The sequence below is a fragment of the Psychrobacter sp. HD31 genome (assembly GCF_051097895.1).
In the GTDB taxonomy this organism is placed as follows: domain Bacteria; phylum Pseudomonadota; class Gammaproteobacteria; order Pseudomonadales; family Moraxellaceae; genus Psychrobacter.
Window position 1 is genome coordinate 1,121,998 of record NZ_CP142525.1, and the last position, 13,113, is coordinate 1,135,110.

12 protein-coding genes are annotated in these 13,113 nt (G+C 39.9%); 7 read left to right on the top strand and 5 right to left on the bottom strand.

Annotated elements, in window-relative coordinates:
* The first annotated feature begins 9 nt into the window (after nucleotides 1–9).
* Nucleotides 10–753, top strand: a complete 744-nt coding sequence (locus VH441_RS04850; RefSeq protein WP_434352554.1) for a hypothetical protein — start codon at nucleotides 10–12, stop codon at nucleotides 751–753.
* Nucleotides 754–798: 45 nt separating this feature from the next.
* Nucleotides 799–1,509 (top strand): hypothetical protein, encoded by a 711-nt coding sequence (locus tag VH441_RS04855; protein ID WP_434352555.1) that lies wholly within the window; start codon nucleotides 799–801, stop codon nucleotides 1,507–1,509.
* A gap of 80 nt (nucleotides 1,510–1,589) precedes the next feature.
* Here VH441_RS04855 and VH441_RS04860 read toward each other — a convergent pair whose 3' ends face one another.
* Nucleotides 1,590–2,249 carry a hypothetical protein gene (locus VH441_RS04860; RefSeq protein WP_434352556.1) on the bottom strand — a complete coding sequence of 220 codons (660 nt, stop codon included), beginning with the start codon at nucleotides 2,247–2,249 and terminating at the stop codon, nucleotides 1,590–1,592.
* Between the two features lie 222 nt (nucleotides 2,250–2,471).
* Here VH441_RS04860 and aroE point away from each other — a divergent pair, with 222 nt between their 5' ends.
* The 3 genes from aroE (at nucleotide 2,472) to ykgO (ending at nucleotide 5,581) form a co-directional block, all read left to right on the top strand.
* Entirely contained in the window at nucleotides 2,472–3,302 is an 831-nt protein-coding gene (aroE, locus tag VH441_RS04865; protein ID WP_434352557.1) for a shikimate dehydrogenase, read from the top strand.
* Between the two features lie 167 nt (nucleotides 3,303–3,469).
* Nucleotides 3,470–5,290: an acyl-CoA dehydrogenase C-terminal domain-containing protein gene (locus tag VH441_RS04870; protein ID WP_434352558.1), complete on the top strand. Its 1,821-nt coding sequence runs from the start codon at nucleotides 3,470–3,472 to the stop codon at nucleotides 5,288–5,290.
* Between the two features lie 147 nt (nucleotides 5,291–5,437).
* Nucleotides 5,438–5,581 carry a type B 50S ribosomal protein L36 gene (ykgO, locus tag VH441_RS04875; RefSeq protein WP_434352559.1) on the top strand — a complete coding sequence of 48 codons (144 nt, stop codon included), beginning with the start codon at nucleotides 5,438–5,440 and terminating at the stop codon, nucleotides 5,579–5,581.
* Between the two features lie 63 nt (nucleotides 5,582–5,644).
* Here the strand turns inward: ykgO and ybaK are convergent, their stop codons facing one another.
* Complete coding sequence (gene ybaK / locus VH441_RS04880) at nucleotides 5,645–6,115, bottom strand: Cys-tRNA(Pro) deacylase (RefSeq protein ID WP_434352560.1); 471 nt, start codon at nucleotides 6,113–6,115, stop codon at nucleotides 5,645–5,647.
* A 165-nt stretch (nucleotides 6,116–6,280) separates the two neighbouring features.
* Between ybaK and VH441_RS04885 the strand changes: the two genes are divergently transcribed.
* Nucleotides 6,281–6,805: a hypothetical protein gene (locus tag VH441_RS04885; protein ID WP_434352561.1), complete on the top strand. Its 525-nt coding sequence runs from the start codon at nucleotides 6,281–6,283 to the stop codon at nucleotides 6,803–6,805.
* A gap of 89 nt (nucleotides 6,806–6,894) precedes the next feature.
* Here the strand turns inward: VH441_RS04885 and rapA are convergent, their stop codons facing one another.
* Nucleotides 6,895–9,813 carry an RNA polymerase-associated protein RapA gene (gene rapA, locus VH441_RS04890; RefSeq protein ID WP_434352562.1) on the bottom strand — a complete coding sequence of 973 codons (2,919 nt, stop codon included), beginning with the start codon at nucleotides 9,811–9,813 and terminating at the stop codon, nucleotides 6,895–6,897.
* A 320-nt stretch (nucleotides 9,814–10,133) separates the two neighbouring features.
* Here rapA and VH441_RS04895 point away from each other — a divergent pair, with 320 nt between their 5' ends.
* Nucleotides 10,134–11,012, top strand: a complete 879-nt coding sequence (locus VH441_RS04895) for an HpcH/HpaI aldolase/citrate lyase family protein (protein ID WP_434352563.1) — start codon at nucleotides 10,134–10,136, stop codon at nucleotides 11,010–11,012.
* Between the two features lie 80 nt (nucleotides 11,013–11,092).
* On the opposite strand, the gene VH441_RS04900 is transcribed toward VH441_RS04895, so the two are convergent.
* Nucleotides 11,093–11,857: an SDR family oxidoreductase gene (locus VH441_RS04900; protein ID WP_434352564.1), complete on the bottom strand. Its 765-nt coding sequence runs from the start codon at nucleotides 11,855–11,857 to the stop codon at nucleotides 11,093–11,095.
* A 476-nt stretch (nucleotides 11,858–12,333) separates the two neighbouring features.
* Nucleotides 12,334–13,113 (bottom strand): SDR family NAD(P)-dependent oxidoreductase, encoded by a 780-nt coding sequence (locus VH441_RS04905; protein WP_434352565.1) that lies wholly within the window; start codon nucleotides 13,111–13,113, stop codon nucleotides 12,334–12,336.

Here is a 13,113-nt window from a genome sequence, read left to right on the forward strand (position 1 = left end):
AGGACAAGTATGAAAAAATCATTACTATTGACATTATTTTTAGGTATTAGTTTTACAACACAAGCCAATGTTAATCGTTTAGATAGCACTCAGCACTACCCTGTTAAGTCTGTTATTAAACAACTTAATAAAAAAGGGTGGGATAAATCCATTGTAACATTACAGAATCCAGATGATTTTGGTTTTGAAAATGTCAGCATTATCTATACCCTGCCTCCAATCAATTCACAAACTTTATTCACACGGTTTAATGGACAAAAATTACTGGTAAGAGATAACTCAACAACCATTAAAGTGGATGGCAAAACCGTACAACATAAAGAATCAAAAGTATATTCAGAACCAGGCAGTTATGATTGGGTTGGATACTACAACAGCAATAACGACTACAAAATAATCATCACAAATAGAACACCAATTCCTCAAACAGCCACAGTTGGTAGTTCTCAATCAATGTATCAAAGTAAAGGCACTAAGCATGGTGAGCCAAATGAAACTAGTACAGGTAGATGGGAATTAAAACCAAGCACTAAAAACTCTGGCAATAACACGCCCACTGCACAACTTTGCTTATATCATGATACGGTTTCTATAACGACCTCTATTGAAGACACAACAGCTGAAAAGCAATCTCTCTGTTATACCATTGATACACAAGGTAATGTTTTAGATGAAACAATAGAAATCATTTCTTACTCTGAAAATAACGGTGAGCCACCTATGGTGTTTAAAACGCCAACCTCTAATCAATAGATGAAGAAATAGCATACACAACCAATACAATAAAGGGATGACAGCATGAAACAAACCTTAAACAAGCTTATGATCACAGCGGCTTTAGTTTCCACGCTAACCGCTTGTGTCAATATAGCTGACATCAATTTAAATCAAAATAAAATCACTTACCCCGTTGCTTCCGTGCTTAAACAAGCACGATTAAATGGCATTAACGAAACCTTAATCACCGACTTAAACGAGGTTATGGGTACTCAAGAAATTACTATTACCATGGATTACCAGCGTGATGCCATTGATATAAACAACCCTCAACTTACCACTTTTAACAACCAACAGGTCATTAAAACCAATAGCCTGTCAGAAATTAAAATCAATGGACAAACGCTATATGCCTTAAATGCCGAAGAGTATCTCTTTGCAGATAGCTTGATGTATGCTGGCACAAATACATCCAACTTTGACATAGACATAGTTACCCAAAACTTCACACCACCTGCCAGCGCTCAAATTGGTGCTCGCGGTAAACTATATGAAGGCATCAGCTCTGCACTCGAAGATAAAGAAGAAACCATGCCCATGGTTGCAACATGGGAGTTAAATGCCGCTAAAAATAATACCGCTGAGCTATGTAGAATAGAAAAACATGATAACCAAGGTGAAAGCGCCACTTGCTATACCATTAATCAAAAAGGTGATATTTTAGATACTCAGATTTCTGGCTCATTTATCATCACGCCTGGAGAACCCCCTGTTAATTTTGTGAGTGAATAAGCTGTAATACCAAATTGGTCTATTAACGATAAAAACGCAGTTTTAAGCTGCGTTTTTTATTTTAGTTCATCCCAAAAAGTTCATGCCTTTGTTTTTTTGATTACCAGCAAACAACGATTTAAATGGCATTTTGCGACCTTCACGTGTTGCCCGCCTATGGTAGTATCTTTTGTTACCTTACCAGCTAACATATCTTTTACCAACACACCGCCATGTACACCCAACAGCTGGCGAGCCACACCATACATATTTTTAGCATGTTTAACACTACTAGTTCGCTCATTTTTGGTGTTTTGTGGCAACGCAAAATACCAATCAAATTCTATCAAATCATTGGAGGTTATTAAGTCGAGATAAGGTGCATCATCCTTCATATAACGATACAACTTAGCTGGGTTGCTTTGATAATCCAACATCTTTTTATCAGTTGATTTAACTGCCCCTAAAGCAGCTTTAATTGCGGCAACATCATCAATATCGATTGACTGCGTATCGCCTGTAGACCATAAGTGCGAGTTATAATGAATCCCTGTATTTTTGACAATATTATTTTCTAGTGCTTTAAGTGCCAGCTTTTTTTTGGCAGTTACGCTTTTGTCTGCGTCTGATTGTTGCGCTTTAATTTGCGTTTCATCCTTTTGGCTAGTGGCTTCTTTATTATCAGAAAAATGACACGCCGATAACATCAAACTGCTTATTAAAAAAGCAGCAGCAAACTTAGATTTTGTGACAACCTTCATTATCTATTTACCTTTATTTAACAAACTGGTGTTGATTATATTAATAACATTTTGTTTATGGCTGATTCAATAGTGTACTCAATCTGTTTATTTTTAACCAGTTTTCTTATATTCACTTATCGTTTTGATACAGATTTGTTATGCTAACAAAAATTTAAATACATTTAACACCCACTCACCTTAGTTAACCCTAAAACGACTTTTAGATAAAAAGGAAGTTTAATGTCAACACAACACTTCATTGTCATTGGCAATCCAATTGCACACAGTCAATCTCCACAAATACATCAAGGTTTTGCAGCCCAAGTTGGTTTATCAATCCGCTATGCCCGCCAGCTATGCCCTAACGACGTGCACAGTTTTACAGCAGTGGTTGAAGCTTTTTTTAATGGCGGTGGTGTTGGGGCAAACGTAACCGTACCTTTTAAACAAATGGCATATAAATTGTGTCACACTAATTTAACCCCGCATGCACAAGTAGCTGGCGCAGTGAATACCCTTTATATGCAAAATGGCAAACTTTGTGGACACAATACCGATGGACAAGGGCTGGTTAATCACATACAAAACTTGGGTTGGGAGTTAAAGGATAAAAACATTGCCATTATTGGTGCAGGTGGTGCCAGCCGTGGCATTATTTTGCCGCTGCTTGCTGCTGGCGTGAGCAGCATTCATGTTGCAAACCGTACTGTAACCAAAGCAGATGCATTGATTGAAGACTGCCAAAAACAGGCAAATAACCTACCAAACAACATAGCAGCTCTAATTAAACAGGCAAAACTGAGTGCCAGCAGTATTGAGGCGTTAACTGGCAGTTATGATGTGATTATTAACGCAACTTCAATAGGGTTATCTGGCGATAAATTGCCACTCGCCGATACACTAAGCTGTACCAAGGCCTACGACATGATGTATGGGCGTGACCTACCGTTTTTACAGCATTTTGAGGATAAAGGTGCCAACGTGAGCGATGGCAAGGGCATGCTGATTGGGCAAGCAGCGTTAAGTTTTGAGCAATGGACAGGCAAAAAAGTGGATGTAAATACGCTATAAATTGGTTATTCATAACCATAAGCCATGGATGACCACCTCGTATATGACTTTTAGTTATACATGGTGTTTTTCTTCTTAACTTTTAGATATACTTTGTCGCAAGTTTAGATATACCTTTCTATAAACGATAGCACAATCAAATTCCCTTATTTTTACAAGGAGCTACTATGCTTACCTATAAGGCCCCCCTTCGTGATATTAAATTTTTAATGAACGACGTTTTCCATTTTCAAGACCATTACGCTACTTTATCAAATGGCGAAAATGCTGATCCAGAAACTGTCGATATGATTTTACAAGGTATGGCAGACTTTGCTGAAGGCGTTATTTCTCCACTATATCAATCAGGTGATGCCGAAGGTTGTCATTTTGATAATGGCGTCGTTACCACACCAGAAGGTTTTAAAGACGCTTATAACCAGTTTGTTGAAGGTGGTTGGCAAGGTATTGCTTACCCAGAGCAATACGGCGGTATGAATTTACCTATGTCACTTAACTTGGTTAAATCAGAGATGATTGGTACGGCTAACTGGTCATGGTCAATGTATCCAGGATTATCAACTGGCTGTATTAACACCATTTTGCATTATGGTGATGATGCTCAAAAAGACTTATATCTGCCAAAATTGGTTGAAGGCACTTGGTCTGGCACCATGTGCTTAACCGAAGCCCAAGCAGGTACCGACTTAGGTCAAGTTAAAACAAAAGCAGAACCAAACGGTGATGGTACCTATAAGCTAAATGGCTCAAAAATCTTTATTTCTAGCGGTGAGCATGATTTAGCCGAAAATATCATCCACATCGTATTAGCTAGATTGCCAGATGCCCCAGCAGGCACAAAAGGTATTTCACTATTTATCGTGCCTAAATTTGTACCAAATGACGAAGGCGAAGTTGGCGAACGTAACACGGTGACCTGTGGTTCTATCGAACATAAAATGGGTATCAATGCCTCAGCAACTTGTGTATTAAACTTTGATGATGCCAAAGGCTACTTAATTGGTGAACCACATAAAGGCTTGCGTGCCATGTTCACATTTATGAACACTGCTCGCCTTGGTACCGGTATCCAAGCATTAGCACACTGTGAATTGTCATATCAAAACGCCCTACCTTACGCTAAAGAGCGTCGTTCTATGCGTGCGTTATCTGGCAAGAAAAATCCAGAACATGTTGCCGACACCATCATCAACCATGCTGATGTACGACGTTTATTGTTAACAATGAAAGCCATCACCGAAGGTGGTCGCTCGATGATTTATCATTCTGCCCGCTATGCCGACAAAATGTCAGAAGGCATTGCCATTGGCGATCAGAAAAAATTTGAAAAATGGGATGATAAAATTGGTTTTTATACCCCAATCTTGAAAGGCTTTTTGACTGAGCTATCAAATGAAGTTGCCAAGCATGGTATGCAAATATTTGGCGGTCATGGCTATATCAAAGAATGGGGCATGGAGCAAATCTTACGTGATGCTCGTATCTCAACACTTTATGAAGGTACCACTGGCGTTCAGGCTCTTGATTTATTGGGTCGTAAGATTATTCTTGGCTCTAAAGGCAAGGTGGTGCGTGACTATACCGCAAGTGTGATGAAATGGTGTGGTGAATATGCGCTAGACAAAGACATGCGTAAGTATGTTTGGGCATTAACCAAGCTGTGTGCTGAATGGAATACGTTAACCGTTCGTATCATGTTAATGGCTCGTAAAGATAGAGAGATAATCTCTGCGGCTTGCGATGACTACCTAATGTATGCAGGTTACGTTATGATGGGTTATCACTGGGCACGTATGGCCGCGATTGCTTATGATAAATTAGAAAATGGTGGCACCGAATCACCTGAGTTCTATAAAGCAAAAATTCAAACAGCTGAGTTTTATTTTGATAAGCTTTTACCACGTGCATCAGGGCATGCAGAAAGCATGGTGGCACCTAGCGAAAGCATGATGGCAATGGATGAAGACAATTTCTCATTCCTTGATTAAACGCATTTTTTAGCAAGTTTATTTAACTTATTATTTCTTTAAAAAGCACCTTAGGGTGCTTTTTTTATTGATAATAAATCCCATTTATATTAATATAGCCAATTATTGTTATGTTATAACATTTTTATGTCAAAAGAAGGATATATTATGCAAGTATTAAGCTCATTAAAAAGTGCAAAAAGTCGCCATCCAGACTGCCAAGTTGTACGCCGCCGTGGTCGTGTGTTTGTTATCAACAAAACTGAAGGGCGTTTTAAAGCCGTACAGGGCAAAAGCAAAAAACGTAAATAAAAAACCAATAAAAAAGCTAAACAAATATCTGTTTAGCTTTTTTATTATCTTTGTTTAGTTCTTTTAATCCATGACTATATCTGCAAATTTTGCCGATAACGTTGCCAAAAGTTGCGCTGGAGGCAGTTCTATTTCTAGCCCTCTTTTGCCAGCACTAACATACATTGTTTTTTGTTGTTGTGCTGATGTATCAATAACGGTAGTTAATCGCTTTTTTTGCCCTAAAGGACTAACTCCGCCCAACACATAACCTGTGGTTTTTTCTACCAGTATAGGGTCTGCCATATTAGCCTTTTTTGCACCGATGGCTTTAGCCATTTTTTTCAAATTCAGCTTTTGATCAACGGGTAAAATCGCAACTGCCAGCTTATCTTTATCATCAGCCACCACCAGTGTTTTAAACACTTGCATGCTTGGTATGCCCAATTTTTCTGCTGCCTCTAGCCCATAGGACTCAGCCGTTGCCTCATGCGTGTATTCATGAATTTTATAGTCTAATTTTTTTTGTTTGGCTAGGGTAATTGCAGGGGTCATACGCTTATCTTGTATTAAATGACTATTAACATCTGTTTACCTTAATCATACATCTGTTTAATAGTTTTGTCATTCATCTACATCATACTTGTAATGGTACTATATAAAATTTTTTGTTTAATGGTACGAATCTAATCAATTAATTTAACAATCTAAGGAAAGACTATGAGCGATAATATTATTAACCTAAATGATGAAAGTGGTAATACAACGGTTGCACTTAACGGGGGTAACGCTAATTTAGATATGGGTGGTCACGGTCACCAAGGTGACATCACACTTTATGGTCCAGAACGTGAAGAGACCATTCATTTAGATGGCGGTAACGGCAATCTTAAAATGGGCGGTAATGGTCATCAAGGCGATGTATCTTTGTTGCATACAGAGGGTGGCTGCACAGTACACATTGATGGCGGTAATGGCAACCTAACGATGGGTGGTGAAGGTGCACAAGGTGATGTGACATTAAAAGATGCTGAGGGTAACCAAACGGTTCATATTGATGGTGGTAATGGCAATCTATTACTTGGTGGTAACGGTCATCAAGGCGACATCACATTATTAGACGTAAACGGTAACGAAACGGTACACATTGATGGTGACAATGGTGCAATTAACATTAAAGAACAAGACATTGTTGCGTTAATCATGGACTTAAAAGCCCGTATTGAAGCGTTGGAAGCGAAGTAACAGGTAACTATTAGTATTAGAAAAGTTGGTATTAAAAAAGGACGCTAAGCGTCCTTTTTTTACATGTTAATCTTGTAGTTATAGTTTCATCAAGGCTTAACCGCAACCAATACTCGAATGCTATCAGGAATTAGCGATAGATTATCCAATGCCTGCTCACCTTGAGCCTTTAAGGTTTCTAGGCGTTCAATCTCACTGTCTCGAACATTTGGATTAATGGCTTGCAAGTGGCGAAGTCGGTCAGTCTCACGTTGCCATTGTTGGCTAAAGCGGTCTTTTGCTTGTTCGCTAATAGCAGCAAGTTTTGCTTTTGCCAATTGTTCACTGTCGTGATAACGGTCTTCAATCAATGCCGCACGCATTTTAACAACTTGTCTGGCACGATTTTTATCTAAATGCGTGATGTAGGGTGCAATCATCTCACTGCTAATGCGCTCAGACAAATCTTGACCTTGCTCACTAATAAATACCCGAATATTTTGCATTGGTAAAACAGCAGACAAATTAAGCATTTTAGGGGCAACCGCACATACTCGGTAGTTTGCTTCTACCATTACCATACCTTCTGGCATGGCATTACTTTTTAGCATAACCACAGCGGTATTACCAAATGTGCCACTGTTTGCCATTTCATAAACCGATTGCATTAACGGGTGCTCATGCGTGAGATAGGCAATATCTTCACGGCTTAACGCTTGGCGACGATCAAAGGTTAAAGTCATGCCCTCTTCGCTAATAGGCAAACTGTCAAAGTCGCTATGTTTATTTGACTCAGGTGGATGAATCACCCAAGTACCATCACGTTGCTCACTGTGGTCAATATTGGCAACATCTAAAAAACGCTCAAAAAAGGCTGGTAAAACATTGTGCTCATCAAAGTCTTGCATGGTACTAGCAATACGCCCTGCCACACGGGGTCGGCAAGAGTTATATTCTAACAAGCGGTCTCGCCCTTGTTGCAACTCTGCTTCTAATGCTAAACGAATGTTGGCCCCTTCATCTACCAACCCTGTTAGGGTGTGTTGGCTATTTGAGTCAGTTTCCAAACTATCGGCTTCTTCAGTGTTAGCACCTTCTAACAAAGGTTTTAACGCCATAATAAATTGCTCTTGTACCGTTTGAGCCGTTGGCGAGATTTGATTAAAAATGTTTAAAGCACCGTTATACCAGTGGAACAGTCTTTCTTGCGCTGTACCAGAAACATAAGGCACATGTAAGGTAATTTGTTGGCTTTGCCCAATGCGGTCAAGGCGACCAATGCGTTGTTCTAACGTATCTGGGTTGGCAGGCAAATCAAACAAAATTAAATGGCTAGCAAATTGAAAATTTCGCCCTTCTGAGCCAATTTCAGAACACAATAAGATTTGCGCACCTTCTTCATCAGCAAAATAAGCCGATGCTTGGTCTCTCTCTAACAAGGTCATTTGCTCGGTAAATACGGCAGTTTTAATACCTGCATGCAAACGAAGTACGGCCTCTAAACTTTCTACCGTTGCACCGCTGCGAGCAATCAGTAACACTTTATTTTGTTTTAAATCCGTTTTTAAAATATCTATTAACCAAGGCACACGAGGGTCATATTCAAGCCAACCGCCATCCGGTTGGTTCTCTTCTCCCCACAACTGCTCTTTTAACTTACCACAGGTTTGGTAGCTGCCTTTCCATTGTTCTGGCAATGGCAACGGATAAGCCTGGCAACAACGGCCATAAAATCCTTGCACACTCTCACGAGTATTACGGAACAATACACGCCCTGTGCCATGTCTGTCTAACAAGTCGTTTAATACATGCTGGCGCAGTTTTGCATCCGTATTAATGTTGTCCAGTTGTTGTTGCTCCATACCCAATAAACCGGCCAATGCCCCTATTTGGGCATCACTTAATGGTTTTTCATCCATTAACACCGTTGCCACCATTGCCGTTTGTGCAAACGCATCCGAGCTGGCAATAAAGTCTTCTAAATCATCAAAGCGGTCTGGGTCTAACAAACGTAGGCGAGCAAAATGGCTTTCTACGCCCAATTGCTCTGGGGTTGCGGTTAAAAGTAAAACACCTGCTGTTTCTTCGGCAAAGTCGGCAACTAAATCATATTTTTCATTACCGCCATGTTCTGCATCCCAATGTAAATGATGCGCCTCATCAACTACCAATAAGTCAAAGCCCGCTTCCATCGCTTGGTCATATAAATCATGGTGATCCAGCAACAAGTCTAAACTGGCAATAATACATTGCTCAGTTAAAAATACATTTTGTTCTGGATTATGCTCTTTAATTGCGGCTGTCCGAACCAAATCAAATAACGAAAACTCAAGATTAAAACGACGACGCATTTCAATCATCCATTGATATTGCAAGCTATCTGGCACCAAAACAAGCACTCGCTCAGCTTTGCCTGTCAGTAGTTGCTGATGGATAATCAAACCAGCTTCTATGGTTTTACCAAGCCCTACTTCATCCGCTAACAAAACACGAGGCGCAATACGCTTACCAACCTCATGGGCAATGTAGAGCTGATGCTCAATAATATCGACTCTTGCACCCATTAAGCCTTTTAAAGGGTGTCCAGCAATTGCCGCTTGCATGCGCAAAACATCTTGGCGTAAATCATACCAATCACTGCGCTCAACCTGCCCTGCCATCAGCCTTTCTAGCGGTTTGGCAAGCGTGATATTTGCTGCCAAACGTGTTTCCATAATAGACTTGGCATTACCCTCGCTATCTTCTACTTGGTACTTAAGCACCCCCATTAGCTCATCAGTCCCAGTAACTTTATAGGTATTGCCGTCTTGGTCGGTTACACAGTCACCTGCTTTAAAAACCACGCGAGATAATGGCGCCGAGTTTTGAGCATACGCTCTGGTTTCTTCACTTTGAGGAAACAAAACATGGACGCAACGCTCTTCTACATCTATCACCACTCCCAAACCAAGTTCGGCTTCGGTGTCTGATAAGTAGCGTTGTCCAACGGCAAAAGTGTTTGAAAAATTTTGAGATTGAGATGCTGTCATAATCGAGTTAATTAAGTTTTATTTTATTAAAGAATTGCTTAGGGCTAAGCTCAATACACAATCAAACTAACAGTTAATCAGCAAAGTATTTAATCTGGCTGTTATTGAATTTAGCTGTATCAATTGATTGAACTGCCTAAGCGCATATTATAGCTTAAATGGGGACAAGAAATAGTTATAAAAGTGTGATTAATGAGTATTTTACGCTTAAAAATCTTGCTACTATTTAAGTAAGCGATATCTTTTAACAATAAAACAACCCAACATTGATACAATGGTTGATTTATCCTAAATTAATAGCCATCTTTTTGGAGCATCTAATGAGCCATCATCCCAACTTATGTATATCTCGCTCATACTTATTTGTACCTGCAAATCGTATGGACAGAATCAATAAAGCACTTACCAGTGATGCCGATGCAGTCATAATTGATTTAGAAGACGCAGTTAGCCACGCAGACAAAACAACAGCAAGGCATAACTTGCAACAGTTTTTTGCAACCCAAACAATAAAAAGAGAAACGCCCATTTGGATAAGGATAAACAACATTGGCGGTAAACAAAATGATGATAAATCCGATTTTCAGCAAGACTTATTACTTTGCCAACAGTTAAAAAAACATCTTGTAGGTATTGTGTTGCCAAAAGTAGAAAATGGCGAAACCATTGAGCATGTGCACAACATGACAAAGCTGCCCATCATTGCACAATTAGAAACAGCCCATGCCATTTATATGCTAAAGGCCATTGTGAGTAAGGCTTATATCAAAGGTTTACATGCCATTAGTTATGGTACGTTAGATATTTGTAACGAGCTAAACTTAAGCTTAAATTCGCCCGCACAAAAAGACTTTATCAACCATTTGCGCTATCAACTGTTATTGGCAAGTAAAGCCAACGGTTTAAACCCACCTATTGAAAGCATTTATGCTGATTTTAAAGATGATGCAGGATTAACCAAAACCGCCGATTATGTTGCTGACTTAGGTTTTTCTGGCATGCTTGCCATTCATCCTAACCAGCTTGGCACTATAAACAAGGCGTTTGCTTCAAACAAAATAGACACTCATTTTGCCCAAAAGGTCATTGAACATTATGCAAAAACAAAAGAAGCAACCTTTGCTATTGATGGCGTAATGGTGGATTTACCATTAATTAACCAGTGTGATGCTGTTTTAAAAAGTTTAACCAAAAATTAAAGCTTTTAAACCGAGTACAGCCAATAACTTAAGCAGTACATCAGGTTTAAAAGCTTTTAATCATAGCTCTTAATTTTATATTAGGCTAACATACCGCCATCAACAATGACCGTTGTACCTGTGGTATAGCTAGACGCATCCGAAACCAAATAAAGTACCGTGCCTGCCATCTCGTCAGGGTGTGCAACACGACCCAGTGGAATGGCATGAAGCACTGATTTTAAAATATCTTCATTGCTAGTCAGGGTAGAAGCAAATTTGGTGTCTGTTAACCCTGGTAGTAACGCATTAACTCGAATATTTAAGTTGCCACATTCTTTAGCAAATGCTTTGGTCATACTAATAACCGCCGCTTTTGTTACCGAATAAATCCCTTGTTTATCGCCTGGGGTAATACCATTAACCGATGCCGTATTTAAAATAACACCACCTGTTTCTTGCTCGCGCATGAGCTTACCGGCTGCAACCGACATAAAGAAATAACCACGGATATTCACATCCACTGTTTTGCTAAAAGCAGCTTCATCGGTGTCAAGAATATGCCCAAAGTAAGGGTTGGCTGCCGCATTATTTACTAAGATGTCAATTTTGCCAAACTCATTTTTAATATGCGCAAAAATAGCGTCTATCTGTGACATCTCGCCAATATGGCACGCAAACGCACTGGCACTGCCACCCTCTGCAACAATACTGTCTGCCACTGCTTGGCAAGCGTCTATTTTTCGGCTAGAAACAATCACGTGTGCGCCTTTGGTTGCCAATAATCGTGCAATGGACTCACCGATACCACGGCTAGCACCTGTAACTAATGCAACTTTTCCTGTTAAATCAAATAAGTCTTTCATAAGGATGTCCTTTTATTCATTCTGTTATTGCTATGCATTCATGGCTCAACTGTTTTATAAACTGATGCTCACCACACATCAATTTTAAGCCTTTAACAAAAGTTTTTTGTACTCACTGATGTCACATACTAACCGTAATTTTTACTTAAAAACCAACAACTCTTGGCTTTCACATGGTGTTTACTGTAATTGTAGGTAAAAAAGCTTAAGCGTTCGGTTAGTATAGGGTTTAGCACCTTCAGGTTACGCTTTCCCTTTGCAAAAATAGCATTGCTAAAAAAAGCGCATTGCCTTTTTAAATTCTACATCTTTTAAAAAGATGACGCCATTTCTGATGCGTCACATTATTTGTAACATCATTTGAAGTTAACAAATAAAAAGCTGATACAGCTTTTGTGCAAAAACGCTTTAGATAGTTATCTTTACAAGTATGCGCCATATCAGTTTTTTATTTTATTAACGATAGCAAGGTGATATTAAGCCAGCATGCCACCATCTAGGGTAAAGGCATGTCCATTCACAAAGCTACTTTCATCACTGGCTAGCCAAGCTATCGCAGCAGATACCTCTTCTACTGTACCTAAACGACGCAGAGGACTGGCATGAGTCAGTTTTTTCTGGCTTGCCTCGTCCATTGTTTCCATGGTGTTGCGTACCATAGGCGTGTCAATAAAGCTTGGGCAAACCGCATTAAAACGGATATTGGCCTTTGCATACTCAAGGGCAGCGGTTTTGGTTAAGCCCATCACCCCATGCTTAGAGGCACAATAGGCAGACAACCCTGGAGACGAGCGGAGTCCTGCCACTGATGCGAGGTTAATCACATGACCACCGCCACTTGGTGCCATGCAAGCAATTGCTGCACGCATGCAGTGCCATACGCCTTTTAGGTTAATATTAATGGTTCTATCAAAATCATCATCACTAAGCTCATGCAATGCCTTTGGCAAATGGTCTACGCCAGCATTGTTAACCACAACGTCTAATCCGCCAAGCTCTTGCATCGCATAAGCAAATAAAGCACGGACTTCATCACCACTGGTCACGTCTACTTTTTTAAACAAAATTGGGTTACCTGCCTGCTCAGCTTGGCTTACCACTTGTTGCCCATGCTCGTCAGACAAGTCGGCAATAATAACCTTTGCGCCACGGCTTGCAAGTAGTAATGCACTGGCAGCACCAATACCCGATGCACCACCAGTAATAAGGACTTTTTTTCCTGTCACATTTGCTGCAACTTCTGTTACTGCTGACAT

Excerpts from the sequence above, each read along its gene's own strand:
- VH441_RS04885 (WP_434352561.1), top strand. The coding sequence starts at position 6,281 with ATGAGCGATAATATTATTAACCTAAATGATGAAAGTGGTAATACAACG.
- VH441_RS04900 (WP_434352564.1), bottom strand. The coding sequence starts at position 11,857 with ATGAAAGACTTATTTGATTTAACAGGAAAAGTTGCATTAGTTACAGGT.
- VH441_RS04870 (WP_434352558.1), top strand. The coding sequence starts at position 3,470 with ATGCTTACCTATAAGGCCCCCCTTCGTGATATTAAATTTTTAATGAAC.
- ykgO (WP_434352559.1), top strand. The coding sequence starts at position 5,438 with ATGCAAGTATTAAGCTCATTAAAAAGTGCAAAAAGTCGCCATCCAGAC.
- aroE (WP_434352557.1), top strand. The coding sequence starts at position 2,472 with ATGTCAACACAACACTTCATTGTCATTGGCAATCCAATTGCACACAGT.
- VH441_RS04850 (WP_434352554.1), top strand. The coding sequence starts at position 10 with ATGAAAAAATCATTACTATTGACATTATTTTTAGGTATTAGTTTTACA.
- rapA (WP_434352562.1), bottom strand. The coding sequence starts at position 9,813 with ATGACAGCATCTCAATCTCAAAATTTTTCAAACACTTTTGCCGTTGGA.
- VH441_RS04905 (WP_434352565.1), bottom strand. The coding sequence starts at position 13,113 with ATGTCAGCAGTAACAGAAGTTGCAGCAAATGTGACAGGAAAAAAAGTC.
- ybaK (WP_434352560.1), bottom strand. The coding sequence starts at position 6,115 with ATGACCCCTGCAATTACCCTAGCCAAACAAAAAAAATTAGACTATAAA.
- VH441_RS04860 (WP_434352556.1), bottom strand. The coding sequence starts at position 2,249 with ATGAAGGTTGTCACAAAATCTAAGTTTGCTGCTGCTTTTTTAATAAGC.
- VH441_RS04895 (WP_434352563.1), top strand. The coding sequence starts at position 10,134 with ATGAGCCATCATCCCAACTTATGTATATCTCGCTCATACTTATTTGTA.
- VH441_RS04855 (WP_434352555.1), top strand. The coding sequence starts at position 799 with ATGAAACAAACCTTAAACAAGCTTATGATCACAGCGGCTTTAGTTTCC.